We start from the raw sequence: 17,381 nt of genomic DNA on the forward strand, positions 1-17,381 counted from the left end.
ATTCCTCATTTTTTATGTCAATATCTTGGTTAATCTGCATAGTAAAATTCCATTTCAGGGAATCGTTAGTGCCCGATTTGCTTAAACATAACGTTAAACATTTCGACAGTGGATGGAAATAGCCCCTGCACATGGGGAAGCAGGTTACTCCTAATCTGTAGCTCATCCTCATCCAAATGCCGGAGATCCTCGTGAAAGAACCAGACAATAGGATAATCGCCGTCCTTATGTCTGCTGCCTACATTTAAACATACAGGGCCCTGATCGTCTTCTGCAATTGCAAATGGAATATAGCCTGCTGACAACAAAGGTGACCATTGATCGATCAAATCATAAAATGCCTTTAAGCCTTGACCTGCTGGCAGACGTGGAAACTCTACAAACGTACAATCGCTCCAGTATACTCCCGGAATAGATTCATTATCGAATTGTAAAGATACATAATGGTAGGACATGATAAAATTCCTCAGCAGAAGCGGCAGCTCAAAATGGTATTTTTCTTCCATTTCCCGAACTTCCTGTTCTGTAATCTGTGAAGGAAGGGGCTTCCACTTGATCCATCCCTCCTCATCGACGTTCCCATCACGCATTTCGAACGGTACATTTTCTTCCACATCCATAAAAAAGGCTTCATCCATCTGTGCAAATAACTCCTTCATGGATGTGCGAATATCCGCTTTCTTGTCCATGTCCTCACACCTCTTTCCTTTTTACTCGCATTTTGCATCATAGATGTATGCCTCATGCGTCTCTATATGAAAATAGCATTACAATCATATGCCACTGCTCTTTTTATGTTCAGCTTATCAGAACTTGCTTTTTTCACCATTTGCGGAATATTAGTATTACCAGCGCAATGGCTCATAGTTACGCCAGAGCAACCAACGCTCTGTCTCGTGAATTGGAGCAGTGCCAGTGGTATATTCATCCTTTGCCCCATTCAGCATATCAATCAAATGAAGCATACCGCCATACGTTCCAACCGCCAACATGCCTTCATCAGATGTAACTGCCAGTCCAGATATCGTACTTCCGACAAAATAGCGCCAAAGTTCACGTCCCTCTCTATCCATAAGACGGAGATATCCGTAGGCATCACCTACAATAGCTCCTTGCGTAAGCGCTACTGCAGCATATACTCGCATTTCTTCATTTATTATCGGCCATTCTTCCGTATTCAGAGCAAGTCCCTGCTCCACTTCGGCAATCGGCACCTGAATGGTGGCACCGTTGTAGAAATGACAGGCATTGTACCAGACATCCAGATCATCTTTGGAAAATAGAGCATAATGCGGATAGCTGGAGCCTGGCTCCCATGTATGCACCGTCTTATCCGTTAAGTCCATGAGCAAATGCTCACTCATCTGGCTTCCATAAGCGATCCAGCGTCCATCCTTCGACACAGCTCCATGCGCCATATCCACAATCGTGTCTTCCAGCCCCAATTCTCTTCGTTCAGACGCCTTGGGATGGATCAAATCCACCTGATCACCAGCCAGCAAATAAACACCGTAACCGCAAACCAGCAACAGGCGCTGCCCATCGCTAAACGGAATCACTTCATCTAATATATCCTCAGGGTGTTCCTCATCCGCCAAGCATTCCAAGTCAGGAATAGATGCTTTTAAGCGGACACGTATATCCGTCCATTGAAAATGCGCTGTCTCTTCGCCTTCCAGGTTCTGGTCCGGGTGACGAATAATCCGAATCCCTTGTCCGTCCACCAGCGCAAAATAACTCCCGTCCGGCGAACAACCTACACGATGCAGTCCAGGGATTTGCCTGATTCCATCTTTCCCCGTCACATAGATCTTTCCGCGTTCCCGAGGACTGCCTGCATGCAGAATAACCTCATTGCTTCCATTCATAAATGCCATCGGTCTAACGGCTTGCAAGGCCTCTTCAAACGCTGGTGTAAGCGGCCAGGATGCAGCCGGAATTTCCCGACGTAACTGCTCTGTTTCCCCTGCCTGATTCGCTTCCTGAATCATACGAAAAATATCTTTGGCCAGCTTAGAGCGTTCGTCCTGCTTTGGCTCTGGTTGCTCCTGCTGCCACTGGCTTTCCATACCGATTCTGACAAATTCGTTCACATCTGCGGCATACCTTTTGCCTTCCTGTCGCCACTGTGCTGCCAATTCATGATTCAACCAGCTCATTCTGCTCCCCCATCCCAGTCGTCTATGTATCCCCGGTTTGTTCTACAGGCTTTATTCATTCTGTTAGGTGGTTTCTCACCTTCGTCAACACAGACCACAGGTCTGTCACTGCTTTTACCTCCTCATAATCCAGGTAGGCATCGTGCTGTTCGTAATATTTGACCGCCACAATCACCATCTGAATCGTCACTGGCTGTCTAGCAGCCTTAAGAACTTCTACAATACTTTCAAAGGTGGCCAGTTCAAACCAAGTTTGAACCTGACGATCTGATATCCATAGGGGAATATACTCGTCCTGTTCGTTGGTTGCGGCTGTACCGTCCTCTGCACATTCCTCCAGCCAATGCTCATCCAAATAATAAATCGGTGTTTGAACAGGGTCCTGATCCCATTGATCCACATTCACATATAACCAGTTATTATGAAGTTGCCCCACGCTGCACACCAATTCCTGCAATCCTTCAAATACACAATAAGAAGGGCGCTCCCTGCGACGGTAATCCTCAAGTCTTGTCTCATACCTGCTCATCTCCAGCCACCCCGTTTTTGTATCATCCAAACACTCAAAATTCGCGTAACATACATTTATAACTCATAAAACCCGATATAAGTACAAGCACCTTGTCAATAGTTAAGACTACATAAGGAGATTGATCTATTCATGAAAAGAATCACCGCACTTATTATTCTGTCTATGCTCTTACTTGTAACCCCGATCTACGCTGCTGCACCAGCACCTATGCTGGTTTATGTGGATCAGAGTAACCACTCCTTCATCCCGCTTCGCCTCCTAAACAGCTATGAAGGGATCACACTCAACCTGAACCCAGCAGACAAAAAAATAGAAATTGCGCAAGGCAATACCCGGCTTACATTATTTACGGGACAAGCTGCTGCTAAAGTAAATGACCAAACAGTTCGTATGCAAAATGCACCTTTTACCGATAACGGCACTACCTATGTACCCTTACAGTTCATCAGCCAACATCTAAACCTGCAAGTCTTATGGCAAAAAGAAACCTCAGCTGTGCGTATTACGCAAGGTACAACGTCTGTTACGCTTCCGGTACTTACCGGCAAACTACCCGGAAATACTCCCCCGATCACGACAGCCCATAAGGGCTTCAAGGTTGGATCTCGTACCTTCTCTGCTAAGGTGGTCACCATCTCCATGCTCCATCCCAAGGTGAGTTTGGACGTAGCACTGGCGGGCAATACCCTTGGTAAAGTGGAGGACTTAAGCAGTCTCGCCAAACGCAATCAAGCAGTTGTAGCCATTAATGGCGCATTCTTTGACGCCTACACTAAAAGCTCCTACAAAACGCCTTACGGCTATCTGGTCAGTCATGGCAAGATGTTGAAAAAAAGCTCCGGCGATCAACGTACTGTCTTCACCTACGATGCTAACCACTTAGCCGAGCTCATGTCGGGCTCTGCCTTTGAACAACGGTTAGCCCAAGGTCGCGTCGAAGGCGCCCTTCAAGCTGGACCTCGTCTGGTCACGAACGGTCAGGTTTCCCTGAATGTCAAAGCCGAAGGCTTCAAGGACCCTAAAATATTAACAGGCGGCGGCGCCCGCAGCGCACTTGGAATTACGAGGGACCATAAGCTGATCCTTCTGACCACAAGCGGAGCGACTATTCCGCAGCTCGCCCAGATGATGAAGCAGGCTGGTGCTTATCAGGCCATGAATCTGGATGGCGGTGCTTCCAGCGGACTGTATTACAACGGCTCGTATCTCACCACACCTGGCCGTCAAATCAGCAACGCCATTATTGTAAAATATCAATAGACAGGTAAAGGGCTGTTCTCACGGATATGCAAGCCGTGGGGATAGCCTTTTTCATTTTCCCAGTCACGGTTATTATAGATTCCCTGTGTTCGAGCGGTTTGCCTGATCCGTTACAGTTTGATCCTACAATCTACAATCGAATCAGGCTGGTAAAGCTGTTGCTGCCTTCGCTCCCTTTTTTAAAAGAAAGGTAAATACGGTTATTTTCTCTGCTGGCCAAGCATTCATAAAGTCCAGGTTGCACAGACAGGAATGACCCTCCCCATACACAATCAGGTTCCAACTCACCACCTGTGGCTTCCTCTCCTGCGCCAATAAATATGTTCCCTGAGGGAACCTTCAAAAACAGTCGCACCGTGGGCTGCTCAATATGATCTGTTATCACAACCTCATACGTCCCGTCCGCTCCCAGATTCAAAAAAGCAGCATTTCCCGCATTCAACTCCCCCAGCTCGTCCGCTTCAATGGACCACCAATCCGGCTCATCGTTCAAGCGATGCTTCAAAGCTTGCGTATCAAATAGGCAGAGAGTCGCCGTATCTGTCGTAAATTGAAATGGACTGCTTGTCATGTTCGTCATGCGATCCTCCCGATCATGGTCAGCGAATCTCCGTATTCTCACGTCTCCCGCTATCCGTAATTACTATAGATTTGAGGTAAATTATCCCTGTATGTAAAGTATAACAATGCTTGTAGAGCTAGACAACATACTAGAGCCACCATCCATTCTGCATTAAAAAGCCCTCCCTCACGCTGTCGTGAAAGAGGGCCGCTTTACGAATTTGAGCGATGCTAACCTGCTGTTAGATCAGAAAGGATTTGGTGATAATCACCAGCAAAATGAACAATACCAAAATCGCACCTGTGGATGTCCATGCTCCACCGTAACCTACTTGACCCATGTCTAAATCCCTCCTTGCGTTAAAGCTTACTCTTATTGTATGTAGAAAAGCGGATAACGACAGGGCGAATCGGCAAGTTTCTTTGCTCATGGAGGGACCTCTTAGAAAATGGACTGATACGTTTCGGATGGATTGGTCATGACTCGGGATGACAACTGGCGAAGAATGTCGTCGGTTCTGCGCAGCAGCCTGCTCACATCCTTCTGCTTCATCTTTTGAAGGAGCGGGGTTTCTAGCTGGGATGAAAGAAATTGAGTGGTGCCTATAAATACAATAACATCCAATCCCGGGTTGGTGTCAGTATGTAATAAGTGCAGCAAATCTCTTCCTCATGAGCTAACCAATCTATGTATTTTGGGCAAATCTTTATTACCACATCTTGCTGAACAATGGAAAATTACCCATTGGGAAATAACCCATTCAGGCATTTGTATGTTATTCTTAGGTTTAAACAAGCCATCTTACAGGGGTTGCTTCGCCATGATTTTCATATCGGCAAGCATTCCACTCTGGTGAGTACCGGTCTGACGTTAAATCAATGACTTCTTACACTTTAGAACTTTTAACATCACAGACAGAACTATAGGGGGATTTTAAATGAGAAGAAAGCCGATTCAGCAACGCATAGAGCAATTAAATAATTTATATCATAGTATCAAAGTTTCTTTTGAAAGTAATAATATTCCATTATTGGAGGAATATATCAACAAATATAATGACATTACTGAGGATGCAAATCTAATCTCAATTAAGAGTAACTACTTTTTCCAAATAGGCGATTATGAGCAAGCTGCAAAAGTTTTAGAAGAAGGAATTAAGCTATATCCATTTAATTTTGATATCAACCTAAATCTTGGTATTGTTTATGAAATGAAGAGTTTTTTTACTGGCAGTTTTCATAGATATGTTAGTGCACTAAAATATGCTAGTACCGGAGAAAAACAGGAATTAGCTAAAACGTATATTACTCAGATAAATCTTGTATTAAGGGAAATTTATCAAAGTGACCAGAATAAATTGTTACAACTTATTGAGGAAGGCAATAGATTTCTAGGAGAAATAGACTATCGTTTATTTCCATTGGACCATAATAAGCAAAGCTCCATTCGTCAGTCGCAGGCAGTAGGAACTTCAGATGAATATATGACCAATTTATATAGATCGTATAATAATACTGATATTGATGAAAATACTAGTCCCTATCATATGACAGAAACTTTAAAGGGGCGTATACACAAGTCTGAAAAACAAATATCTTTAACAGGCAGTCAAACATTACTACCAGTATCTACACTTGAGAATGAGACGGTACTTAACTTTAACTTGAACGGGAGAAATTACTCATTTTCAAATGAAGATCTTCCATATAATCAATATCATTATTTGCGTTTTAATGAAAAAGGCTTGTTAAATATAACAATGAATAAACCGATATTTATAGGAACACCTATCCCGCTGCAAGAAATATCCAAGAAAAAGCGACTAATATTCAATATTTTTGTTGACGGGCTTTCATTTGATTTTATACAAAAGCATGATTTTAAATCAATTATGCCCAATACACATGCTTTTTTTCAAAAAGGCTTTACTTCTACAAATTGCTATGCAACAAGTGAATGGACCTTTCCGAGTGTTGCTAGCATGTTTACAGGGAAATATACAACCAATCATGGCTTATTCCACCCTGATTTTAATTATGCATTTGCCGAAAATAATAAAATGATGCAGGAGCATTTTAAAGAGGCTGAATATTTTACTGCACAAATCGGAGGAGATTGGAGGGTAACACCTGCACACGGATATCATAAAGGTTTTGATCGTATTCTGTATCAAAATTTTATGGGCGGGATGGATTGCAAACAGGTGATTACAGAATCAATAGAACATTTGGAGACGTTTAAGGAAAGAAATAACTTTATGTGGATATCTTTAGCGGATGTACATCACGTTCCAGACGAGATAGATTGCAATCTCATGACACAAGCACAAATTGATATCAGTAAACGCGTTAGGATAAATAAAAAGGGTAGCACTACCGTTCTGACTCCCTATGATATTAACAAACATGAAAAGTATATTTTAGAAATTAAACGAATCGATTTTTACTTGAACATTCTTTATACCTATTTTGATCAGCATTATCAGAATGAAGAGATCCTAGTTCTGTTTCATTCTGATCATGGTCAATCTTTCTTAGAAGATGAACCGTTTCTCCTTCATGAGAGTAGACGCAAAGTTCCGTTTATGATTAGGGGGGGGGATGTCCCAGTAGGAGAATCAGACGAACTTATGGAACTAATTGATATGCTGCCAACGCTACTTCACTACAGTGACCTGTCTGCTCCTAAAGATATTGATGGTCACCTTCCTGCATGTTTAGGAGGGAAGGAATCTCGTAAGTTTGCTTTCACGGAGGCTATACATCCGAATCAAACTTATAAAGCTGCAATCACGGATGAAACTCATATTTTCAGGTTTGAAAATGGACACCCTCTTCAGAATGATGGTCTGGTAGATTTAAATGATTATAAGATTCAATTGATCAATAAAGAAACTGGTAGCGATGAGACTGATGTGTTCCCGGATAAAGCTGATCATTATGAGGAAGTCGTATGGGAACATATTCGTAAACATATAATATTTAATTAACAGATTTATATACTAACTTATAATAAGTAAAAGGACGAAAGTTAATAATGAAAAAAACACAGTTGCTTAAACAGATGATTACAAGTTCCACACTTGATTTTATTATGGAGGCTCATAACGGTATATCAGCGAAAATTGTGGAGGAAGCAGGGTTTAAAGGAATTTGGGGAAGTGGACTGACGATTTCAGCTTCTTTAGGTGTTCGTGATAATAACGAAGCATCTTGGACACAAGTCCTTGATGTTATGGAATTTATGAACGATGCGACGAGTCTGCCTATACTGCTAGATGGCGATACGGGTTACGGTAACTTCAACAATATGAGAAGATTGGTCAGAAAGCTTGAACAACGTGGTGTGGCTGGTGTATGTATTGAGGATAAATTGTTTCCTAAGACAAATTCTTTCATCTCTGGAGAAACACAACCCCTTGCGGATATGGATGAATTTTGCGGTAAGATACAAGCAGCTAAAGAAACGCAAAGTGACGATGATTTCTGCGTAGTAGCGCGTTTGGAATCCTTTATTGCCGGGTGGGGACTGGATGAGGCTTTACGCCGAGCGGAAGCATACAGATTGGCGGGAGCGGACGCCATCCTGGTTCATAGTAAAAAAGCTGACAGTTCTGATATCGAAGCTTTCATGCGAGAGTGGGGGAATCGCCATCCAGTTGTGATTGTGCCTACTAAATATTATTCTACACCTTCCGATCGGTTCAGGGAACTTGGAATCAATATGGTTATTTGGGCGAATCATACCTTACGATCAGCTATACATTCTATGCAACAGACAGTGCGACAGATCTACAAAGATCAATCTTTGATCAATGTAGAAGGTAAAATTACAACAGTATCTGAAATTTTTAAGTTACAGGGTGCGGATGAGCTGAAAGAAGCAGAGAAAAAGTACCTACCTACATCTGGAAAAAAGGTGAATGCGCTCATTCTTGCGGCGAGTCAAGGAAACTTGGGAGAACTCACAAGAGAAATCCCTAAAACACTGTTGAAAGTTAGCGGGAAGCCGATCCTGAGCATGCAAGTGGATGATCTGAACAAGGTTGGTATAAAGGATATTTCAGTCGTACGCGGATTTGCGAAAGAGAACGTGAAGCTGAATAATATTTCGACTATTGACAATGACCAATTTGCTTCAACTCAAGAACTGTACTCTCTTTATCTGGCCAAAGATAAGATTGGTAATGATACTACGGTAATTAGCTATGGAGATATTATTTATAAAAATTACATACTTAATGATCTTCTTAACGATACAAACGATATTACAATTGTGGTCGATGCGGATGCTGAAGTTTCTGAAAACAATCAAGATCTTGTTGTGACTGAAAAGCCTTATTCCAAAAATCTGTACTCTAGCGCCGTTAAGCTAGTAAGTGTAAGTAAATCCAGTGTTAAACAACAATTTAATGGTGAGTTTATCGGGCTGTGGAAGGTATCCGCACATGGAGCAGATATAGTAAAAACAGTGCTGAAACGCTTATCCAAAGAAAACAAATTTCATACTCTTACTCTAACTGATCTATTTAATGAACTAGTTAAGATACATTCTGTTGCAGTGAAATTTATTAAAGGAGATTGGTTAGATGTGGACACAATTGTCGATCTTCAAAAAGCAGGTGAAATGCTGTGATAGATACAAAGTTGTTTGGGAAAGAGATGAAATCATTGGGGTACGACTTTTTTACCGGTGTACCGTGCTCTTTTTTGAAGGATCTGATTAACTATTCAATTAATGAGTGTGATTATGTAGGGGCTGCTAATGAAGGAGATGCAGTAGCAATAGCTAGTGGAGCCTATGTGGGGGGGCGTAAGTCTGTTGTTTTGATGCAGAATTCGGGTCTTACAAATGCCGTTTCACCACTAACCTCCTTAAATTATACTTTCAAGTTGCCAGTTTTAGGATTTGTCAGTTTGCGCGGTGAAGTAGGTGTTGCTGACGAACCTCAGCATGAACTTATGGGACAGATAACTACACAGCTTTTAGATTTGATGCAGGTGAAGTGGAGCTATCTTTCGAAGGATTTTGAAGAAGCTAGCAAACAATTGCTTGAAGCTGATCGTTGGATATCAAAAAATCAGCCCTTCTTTTTCGTAGTTAGGAAGGGAACCTTCAGTAAAGAGATTCTTCAAGTATCTGATGTAGCAACGTTCCGACACAATGATTTGGTGGTGCAGGGAAGCATTAAAAATCACCCTGAAAAGCGGGCATCCAGATATCAAGCGTTAGAAGCCTTGAAAAGCTGTAATGATCCCAAAACAGTATATCTGGCCACCACTGGATATACTGGAAGGGAATTGTACGAAGTTGAAGACTCCAAGCAAAATCTGTATATGGTCGGTTCCATGGGGTGTGTAAGTTCGTTGGGGCTTGGACTTGCCTTGAGCAGATCTGATTTGAACGTAATTGCTATTGATGGTGATGGTGCTTTAATCATGAGAATGGGCAATCTAGCTACTAACGGGCGTTATGGTCCAGGTAATCTTCTCCATTTGCTTCTGGACAACCAGTGTCATGATTCGACTGGTGGACAAGAGACCGTTTCAGCAAATATCGATTTTCCAGCTTTAGCAGCGGGTTGTGGTTATAAAAAAGTGAAGTGTGTAGAGGATACGGATCAACTTATTGAATTTGTAGAAGCATGGAAGTCACAACCCGAACTCACTTTTTTGTATATGCCGATCTTAGGAGGAGCGAAAGATGATCTTAGCCGTCCCAATGTTAAACCTCATGAAGTCAAAGAGAGATTGGTGAAGTTCATCAATGGATAATTGGAAAGATATTTGGTCACGTACTCGGCATCTTCCGAATGAAGATCCCGACTTGCAGTTTTTAATTGATACTGACGGTTTTAATTCCGGAGCAGGAAAGATCAGCGAGGAAGCTTGGTCTACTTATGTGAGGCATGCGGCTAGCCTTATGAATATACAGCCAGATGAATCATTATTTGAAGTAGGCTGCGGTAGCGGTGCCTTTTTGTATCCATTCTATAAGAATGGACACCAAGTAAGTGGGATTGATTATTCTCCTTCCCTCATTGAAATTGCAAGTTTTGTTATGCCGGAGATGGATTTTAGTATACTGGAAGCTACTCAAGTAGACCCTACACGTCGATTTGATATTGTATTGGCTAATAGCGTTTTTCAATATTTCCCATCTTTAGAATATGCGGAAGAAGTACTTCGGCTCATGTGGGAGAAAACAAATAGATTGCTAGTTCTACTTGATTTGAATGATATCCAGTTCGCAGAGGAAGCGTTAAGAATTCGAAAAGGATCGCTATCATTGGGTGAATATGAGAAGAAATATGCCGGTTTGGAACATCTATTTTATGATCGAAACTTTGCCGAGAAAGCACTTAAAGGCAAAAGGTTTACAATCAATATTTCAAATCAGCAAATCAAAAGTTATGGCAACAACAAATTCAGGTATAATGTGGTGATTGAAAAATGGTAAATACGGCAGTTATCCTGGCAGCCGGATTGGGTAGCCGATTAAAAGAACATACGGCACACAAGCCAAAAGGTTTTCTAGAGATCGATGCTTTGCCCATTATAGAGCGCTCTATCCTTCAATTGAGAAAGAGTGGTATTGAGCATATTTGGATCGGAACGGGTTATTTAGCGCAGGAGTATGAACGATTAGCAGGGAAGTATCCTGAAGTGCATTGTGTGTATAACGATCGCTATAGAGACAGTGGAAGTATGTACACTTTGTATAATATACGGAATTTTGTACATGGGGACTTTCTACTATTAGAATCTGATCTGCTCTACGACATAGCAGGTTTGAAAAATCTGCTGGCGGACATGCGCAGTGATGTAATTCTATCAAGCGGTGCTACTCACTCCAATGATGAAGTGTATATAGAGATAGATGAAGAAGGTCACCTCATTGCGATGTCTAAGCAGATTGAACTTTTAGGGCGAGTGGATGCTGAACTGGTAGGGATATCCAAGCTGTCTTTGGATACATATCAGCGAATGTGTCGACTGGTAGAGGCTGAACTTCATAATCACTTGAAATGGGATTATGAACAAACGTTAGTTGAAGTAGGTAAGGAAAAGCCCCTTGCCGTCAAAAAAATCGAAAAGTTTATTTGGTGTGAAATTGATACAGAAGAACATTTACAGCATGCTAAAGAAGTGATCTATCCGAAACTGAAGCAGCCAGCAGCACATTTATCGTTGCCCATCAAAAGAAACATTCTACTCAATCCCGGGCCTGCAACAACAACAGATACTGTAAAGCTGGCGCAAATTGTGCCGGATATTTGTCCGAGAGAACAGGAATTTGGAGACCTGATGGAATGGATAGCTGGACAGCTTACTGTATTTGTCGCACCAAAGAGTGAGTATGATACTGTTCTATTTTCAGGGTCGGGCACGGCTGCAGTAGAGTCGGTTATTAGCTCAGTGATCGGGGAAGGCAAATTGCTAATTCTCAGTAATGGGGCTTATGGAGAGCGAATGGCTGAAATTGCAGAAGTTTATCATGTTGATCACGAAGTTTTGGAGAGTTCGGCTGTGCTACCGTTATCCCTGGATGCTATTGAAACAGCGATTATAAGGAATAAAAATAAGCTTACTCATGTAGCGGTGGTTCACAATGAAACGACTAGCGGTATTTTAAACGATATTGATGCTATTGGAAAGTTGTGTGCTCTGCATGAAGTAGATCTGATTGTCGACGCGATGAGTTCGTATGGGGCTATACCGATTAATATGAAAGCAAGTAAGGTTTCTTTTCTTATATCCAGTTCAAATAAAAACCTGCAGGGGATGGCGGGGGTTAGCTTTGTTATTGCACATAAAGAGAAAATCCAGGAAATTAAAGAGTATAGTCCAAAATCGTATTATCTGGATTTGTATAAGCAGCATGAGTATTTTCAGCGTACCCGTCAACTGCGTTTTACCCCGCCAGTTCAAACGTTTTATGCGTTAGAACAGGCAATTATTGAGACGCAAAATGAGGGTATTGAACAGCGTTATAAACGCTATACAGAGTCGTGGCAGGCCCTGATTAAAGGTCTGGATCGCCTTCAGCTTCAGTATTTGGTACCAATAGAGCATCATTCTAGAATTATTACCTCTATTAAGGAGCCGACGTCTAGAAAATACGAATTTGGTGCTATGCACGACTATTTATACGACAATGGTTTTACAATTTATCCTGGCAAAATCGGTCAAACTGCTTCTTTCAGGGTGGCTAATATAGGGGCAATTACCTATCAGGATATCGAACGTTTTCTGGAGTATATGGAAGAATATCTATCTATGTAATTGACGGATTAACGTATAAAGTGCGACATATGCTGAGAATCAATAAAGAAATGAGTTTCACTCATCTTAGCATCATCGAACGCACCGAGCTAGAAATACGGATTAATTACTCAAGAATTCATTCACAAAAGCTTTAGACCGAAATCAAATAATTCATGATTGGCATGAAACCTATAATGTTCCTGCACTCCACCCTAAAGGCTTTTTGAATGCAGGAATATATTCAAGTTGCTCATAAATTCTCGTATATCAATGCTTTCTCATCTCGATATATTATTACCACGCACTCCCGGAGAAACGGATGTAATGACGTTACCCAAAAATCATATTTTCAGGGATTACTTTCACTATGAGCCATACTTAAAATCTTTGAATTTTCCTATCATCTCTGCCTCTCCTGTTCCTGCATACTTAGTAAAGAAATGTTTTCCTTTTTTTTCAACAGTTCTTTAAATGTCCCTTGCTCAACAATAGTTCCATTGTCAAACATTTAGATGAGCTCATACTGTTCCAATGTTTGTTTTGACACCATACGTTTTAAAATTACTTATATTTACTTTTTTATCTTTTTTAATATCATAGGGTTAGCTTATGGTTTTTTAGTCAGTACCTCGTCGTGCTTAGAACTTGAATGAGTCCAATCTGCACATTCTTATTTTTTGATTGCTGCTCAATCTCCAACAATAGTTCTAACACCTCTATACTGATGGTGATTAAGATGTTTGCAATGTTGATGAATAGTACGTATTTAAAGAGCAGTTATTAGATTTATAATACAAAAACACGCCCTCAAGTGGCGTGTTTTTGTATTTACGATTCTTTCCAATTCAATTCCCCTAACTCCTTACTTCCAAATCTCATCCGCAATCTCTTTAATGAAAGCAAGCTTTTTCCACTGTTGCTCTTCGGTCAGAATATTACCTTCTTCTGTCGAAGCAAAGCCGCATTGTGGGCTGAGGCAGATGTGGTTGATGTCCACGAATTGAGTCGCTTCCTTAATGCGGTTAATAACCGTCTGCTTGTCTTCCAGCTCACCTGTTTTGGAGGAAACGAGGCCCAATACGACCTGTTTTTCATCTTTCAGATGCTTAAGCGGGGTGAAATCACCTGCACGGTCGGTATCGAATTCGAGGTAGTAGCCGTCGATGTTGTCGATGCCAAACAGAGTTTCGGCTACAGGCTCATAGCCGCCAGAAGATGCCCAGGTGGAGTGGTAGTTACCACGGCATACGTGGGTTGTAACGACCAAATCGGCTGGAAGCCCCTTCACGGTTTCCTGATTCACGCGAGCGAATAGCTTTTTGGTATCTTCCACATTTTCACCCGCATGCTGTCTAGCTTGCCAATAGTTTTTATCACAGAGCATGCCCCATGTGCAATCATCCAGTTGCAGGCTGCGGCAGCCTTCATTATACAGCGCTTGGATCACAGATTTGTAGGCTTTGGCAATGTCTGTCACCAGTTCATCTAGATTGCTGTAATACGTATCGGTTGTTTCTTTATTTTCTCCGCGCAGCAGCTCAGCCAGGAACTGCGCAGGTGCCGGAATCGTTTGACGAGCAATGGCATCCTCTCCTGCCACTTGTTTCAGGAATTTGAAATCTTCAATGAAAGGATGATGAGAATGTCCGATTTTACCGGACAAGCGTGCGGTTTCCGCTCTTGTTTCCACACCTTGGAATTGGTAGCCGTTTGCAAGCTGTACCTTTTCCACGCCGTTCAGTCCCCACATAAAATCAAGATGCCACCAGGACCGTCTGAATTCACCATCCGTCACAGCTTGAAGTCCTACGGATTTTTGCTTTTCGACCAGCTTGATAATTTCTTCATCTTCAATCTTTCTCAGCTCGTCCGCAGAGATTTCATTATTTTGAAATTGAGTTCTGGCGTCTTTGATCGCTTGCGGGCGCAAAAAGCTTCCGACCATGTCATGTCTGAAAGGGGTCACTTTACGTTGGGATGCATTGTCAAGGATGCTGCTCATTAGGGTTATCTCCTTTTTCGCTTCAGTAGTGAAGTTGTTGTAAGAAAGATAACATACATTTTCAGCTATAAGGTAACTCCAATAAACTATAGCTAGTTATAGCCTAAGGCTATATCAAACTTTTTTATTCCCCTATCGCCTCATGCAACGCTTCTACATAGACAGTAGCCAGCTTGGAGAGCGCGACGTTTTTATGGCAAATCCATCCTACATTAATAGACTCATCACACTCCAGAGGGACGGAAATTATCTCGTTACCGTTCAGATCCGCACTAATTACCCCAGTAGAAATGGTATAGCCGTTCAAGCCAATAAGCAGATTAAAAAGGGTCGCCCGGTCATTAACATGAATGCTTTTGGGATGCGACAACGTACTCAGAATTTCCTCGGAGAAGTGAAAGGAATTGTACTCCCCTTGCTCAAAGGACAGGTATGGATAAGGATGAAGCTGGTCAATGGTCACGCTAGACTGCCGGGATAGCGGATTATTGGCACTGATAAAGATGTGCGGCTTGGCCGTAAACAGGCTGTTGAATTGCAGATTTGCATCTTTTAGCAGCTTGTTGATGACCTTGGCGTTAAATTCGTTCAGATACAGGATTCCGATCTCACTGCGCAGGCTTTTGACATCCTGTATGATTTCATGGGTTTTGGTCTCCCGCAAAGCCAGTTCATATTCATCCTGTCCATATTGATTCACCAGATTTACGAATGCATTTACTGCAAAAGCATAATGCTGCGTGGACACAGCAAAATGCTGTGGTGAAGGCTTGGCATCCAGATAGCGATTTTCCAGCAACTCCGCCTGCTCAACAACCTGACGTGCATAACCGAGGAATTCCACGCCTTCTTTGGACAAAGAAATGCCTTTATTGGTACGTTCAAAAATGGTGATATGAATTTCTTCCTCCAGATCGCGAATCGCGTTCGACAGACTGGGCTGGGAAATGAACAACCGCTTCGCCGCCTCATTCATGGAGCCACGATTGGTAACCTCGATGACATATTTTAATTGTTGTAAGGTCAATGCATGATGTCCTTTCCGTTTGTGTTTCTTCTATTATATAATACATAATCACGCTTCTGGGCAAAGGGATAATAGAAACACCTCCTCAAAATGGTAACATCCATTTCAAGGAGGTGCTTTTGCACGGTTGTATTAATTAACGGACTTCACCGTTTGTAGCGATCAGCTTTTGATACCAATAGAAGCTTTGTTTACGAATGCGGCGCAGATCTTTGAGATCAAATTCCTCACGATCCACATAGATGAATCCGTAACGCTTACTGGAGCCCTGGTGGGTACTCACAAGATCAATCGCAGACCACGGACAGAAGCCGAATACGTCTACGCCGTCTGTAATAGCCAATTGAATCTGCTCGATATGCTTGTTGAAGAAGTCAATACGATAAGGATCGTTTACTACATCCCCTTCTTCCAGCTTGTCAAAAGCGCCCAAGCCGTTCTCTGTCACGATTAAGGGCAAGTGGTAGCGAGAATATATTTGACGTAATGTACTTCTAAAACCGACCGGATCAATCTCCCAGCCAAACTCTGTCTTTTGCAGGTTGGGGTTCACAGAGCCCCGGTATGCTCCGGGTTCACCCACAATTTCATGCTGATCGCCTGTATGTGAAAAATCATTTCCATCATCCAAACTTTCCCCTACGGTTTGAGAGGTATAGTAGTTAAAGGCGATAAAATCTGGATTTCCTTTCGCTAATATATCCATATCCCCTTCTTCAATAACAGGCTCATAGCCCTTCTCGACCAAATAGCTCCAGGCAATGTGGTTGTAGCGGCCAAATACAGCCATATCCAGGTAGAGCCAGTTGCGAATAGCTGCATAGTTGTCAGCTGCCAGCGTATCTTCCGGTTTGGAACTAGCTGGATAAATGACCCCAATATTCGGTGCTGGTCCAATTTTCGCATTAGGTAGCATGTCATGGCACAATACCATTGCCTTCGCCTGCGCAACTAACATATGATGATTTTGTTGATACAGTACCTTTTGTGGATTTTCCAGACTTGTATCCAATGTACCAATAGAACCAGGATGGAGAATCAGCATGTTTTGTTCGTTAATGGTTAGCCAGTATTTGACTCTGTCCCCAAAGTTCTCAAACAACGTTTTGGCATACTGCTCGAAGGCATCAATCGTTTCCCTTTTGGACCATCCGCCTTGTTGTTCAAGCGCATAGGGCAGATCAAAATGATACATAGTAACAATGGGTTCAATACCATATTTAATTAATTCGTCAATCAATGAGCTGTAAAATGCAATTCCCTTCGGATTGACTTCACCCGCGCCTTGTGGATAGATGCGTGTCCAAGCGATCGAGAAGCGATACGCCTTAAAGCCCATTTCAGCCATCAGAGCTACGTCCTCTTTGAACATATGGTAATGATCACTGGTTACCTTAAAATCAGTGACTCCTTCGACGTGGTTAGCCATGTCAATGACAGAGGGTCCTTTTCCATCTTCGTCCCATGCACCCTCTACTTGATAGGCGGAAGTAGAACCTCCCCAGAAGAAGTTTTCAGGAAATGCCTTCAATTGATTATGTTTCATGCTATAGTCCCTCCAGTTATCGTTAT

General features: G+C 42.2%; 15 protein-coding genes. 6 read left to right on the plus strand and 9 right to left on the minus strand.

Annotated elements, in window-relative coordinates; all coding sequences use genetic code 11:
• Positions 1–65: 65 nt before the first annotated feature.
• From G7035_RS26330 to G7035_RS26340, 3 genes are all read right to left on the minus strand, one after another.
• The gene (locus G7035_RS26330) at positions 66–689 is read right to left on the minus strand and encodes an SMI1/KNR4 family protein (protein ID WP_016819673.1); all 624 of its coding nucleotides are present in this window, start codon (positions 687–689) and stop codon (positions 66–68) included.
• Positions 690–845: 156 nt separating this feature from the next.
• Complete coding sequence (locus G7035_RS26335; protein WP_019686878.1) at positions 846–2,159, minus strand: PQQ-binding-like beta-propeller repeat protein; 1,314 nt, start codon at positions 2,157–2,159, stop codon at positions 846–848.
• 55 nt (positions 2,160–2,214) lie between these two features.
• A complete protein-coding gene (locus G7035_RS26340; protein WP_019686877.1) occupies positions 2,215–2,688 on the minus strand; it encodes a DUF7716 domain-containing protein in 474 nt (157 codons plus the stop codon).
• Between the two features lie 132 nt (positions 2,689–2,820).
• Between G7035_RS26340 and G7035_RS26345 the strand changes: the two genes are divergently transcribed.
• Complete coding sequence (locus G7035_RS26345) at positions 2,821–3,951, plus strand: phosphodiester glycosidase family protein (protein WP_019686876.1); 1,131 nt, start codon at positions 2,821–2,823, stop codon at positions 3,949–3,951.
• A 130-nt stretch (positions 3,952–4,081) separates the two neighbouring features.
• On the opposite strand, the gene G7035_RS26350 is transcribed toward G7035_RS26345, so the two are convergent.
• The 3 genes from G7035_RS26350 to G7035_RS26355 all read right to left on the minus strand — a co-directional run bounded on the left by G7035_RS26350 (position 4,082) and on the right by G7035_RS26355 (position 5,173).
• Positions 4,082–4,531, minus strand: coding sequence for a DUF6386 family protein (locus G7035_RS26350; RefSeq protein ID WP_019686875.1), 450 nt, complete (start codon positions 4,529–4,531; stop codon positions 4,082–4,084).
• Positions 4,532–4,754: 223 nt separating this feature from the next.
• The gene (locus G7035_RS27605) at positions 4,755–4,853 is read right to left on the minus strand and encodes a hypothetical protein (protein ID WP_019686874.1); all 99 of its coding nucleotides are present in this window, start codon (positions 4,851–4,853) and stop codon (positions 4,755–4,757) included.
• A 101-nt stretch (positions 4,854–4,954) separates the two neighbouring features.
• Entirely contained in the window at positions 4,955–5,173 is a 219-nt protein-coding gene (locus G7035_RS26355; RefSeq protein ID WP_019686873.1) for a hypothetical protein, read from the minus strand.
• Between the two features lie 277 nt (positions 5,174–5,450).
• Between G7035_RS26355 and G7035_RS26360 the strand changes: the two genes are divergently transcribed.
• Genes G7035_RS26360 through G7035_RS26380 form a run of 5 tightly spaced genes read left to right on the plus strand, consistent with a single transcriptional unit; the run spans position 5,451 to position 12,798 of the window.
• Complete coding sequence (locus G7035_RS26360; protein ID WP_019686872.1) at positions 5,451–7,502, plus strand: sulfatase-like hydrolase/transferase; 2,052 nt, start codon at positions 5,451–5,453, stop codon at positions 7,500–7,502.
• 47 nt (positions 7,503–7,549) lie between these two features.
• On the plus strand, positions 7,550–9,148 hold the full coding sequence (gene aepX, locus G7035_RS26365) for a phosphoenolpyruvate mutase (protein WP_019686871.1): 1,599 nt from the start codon (positions 7,550–7,552) through the stop codon (positions 9,146–9,148).
• A gap of 26 nt (positions 9,149–9,174) precedes the next feature.
• Positions 9,175–10,287 (plus strand): phosphonopyruvate decarboxylase, encoded by a 1,113-nt coding sequence (gene aepY / locus G7035_RS26370; RefSeq protein ID WP_172494060.1) that lies wholly within the window; start codon positions 9,175–9,177, stop codon positions 10,285–10,287.
• Positions 10,280–10,972: a class I SAM-dependent methyltransferase gene (locus tag G7035_RS26375; RefSeq protein ID WP_019686869.1), complete on the plus strand. Its 693-nt coding sequence runs from the start codon at positions 10,280–10,282 to the stop codon at positions 10,970–10,972. Before aepY ends, G7035_RS26375 begins: the two co-directional genes overlap by 8 nt.
• Positions 10,966–12,798, plus strand: a complete 1,833-nt coding sequence (locus G7035_RS26380; RefSeq protein ID WP_019686868.1) for a 2-aminoethylphosphonate aminotransferase — start codon at positions 10,966–10,968, stop codon at positions 12,796–12,798. The genes G7035_RS26375 and G7035_RS26380 overlap by 7 nt, the downstream gene beginning before the upstream one ends.
• 844 nt (positions 12,799–13,642) lie before the next feature.
• Here G7035_RS26380 and G7035_RS26385 read toward each other — a convergent pair.
• From G7035_RS26385 to G7035_RS26395, 3 genes are all read right to left on the minus strand, one after another.
• Positions 13,643–14,782, minus strand: coding sequence for a 5-methyltetrahydropteroyltriglutamate--homocysteine S-methyltransferase (locus G7035_RS26385; protein ID WP_019686866.1), 1,140 nt, complete (start codon positions 14,780–14,782; stop codon positions 13,643–13,645).
• 124 nt (positions 14,783–14,906) lie between these two features.
• On the minus strand, positions 14,907–15,809 hold the full coding sequence (locus tag G7035_RS26390) for a LysR family transcriptional regulator (protein ID WP_016819664.1): 903 nt from the start codon (positions 15,807–15,809) through the stop codon (positions 14,907–14,909).
• A gap of 136 nt (positions 15,810–15,945) precedes the next feature.
• On the minus strand, positions 15,946–17,355 hold the full coding sequence (locus tag G7035_RS26395) for a glycoside hydrolase family 1 protein (RefSeq protein ID WP_019686865.1): 1,410 nt from the start codon (positions 17,353–17,355) through the stop codon (positions 15,946–15,948).
• Positions 17,356–17,381 lie beyond the last annotated feature (26 nt).

The sequence above is a fragment of the Paenibacillus polymyxa genome (assembly GCF_015710975.1).
GTDB lineage: Bacteria > Bacillota > Bacilli > Paenibacillales > Paenibacillaceae > Paenibacillus > Paenibacillus polymyxa.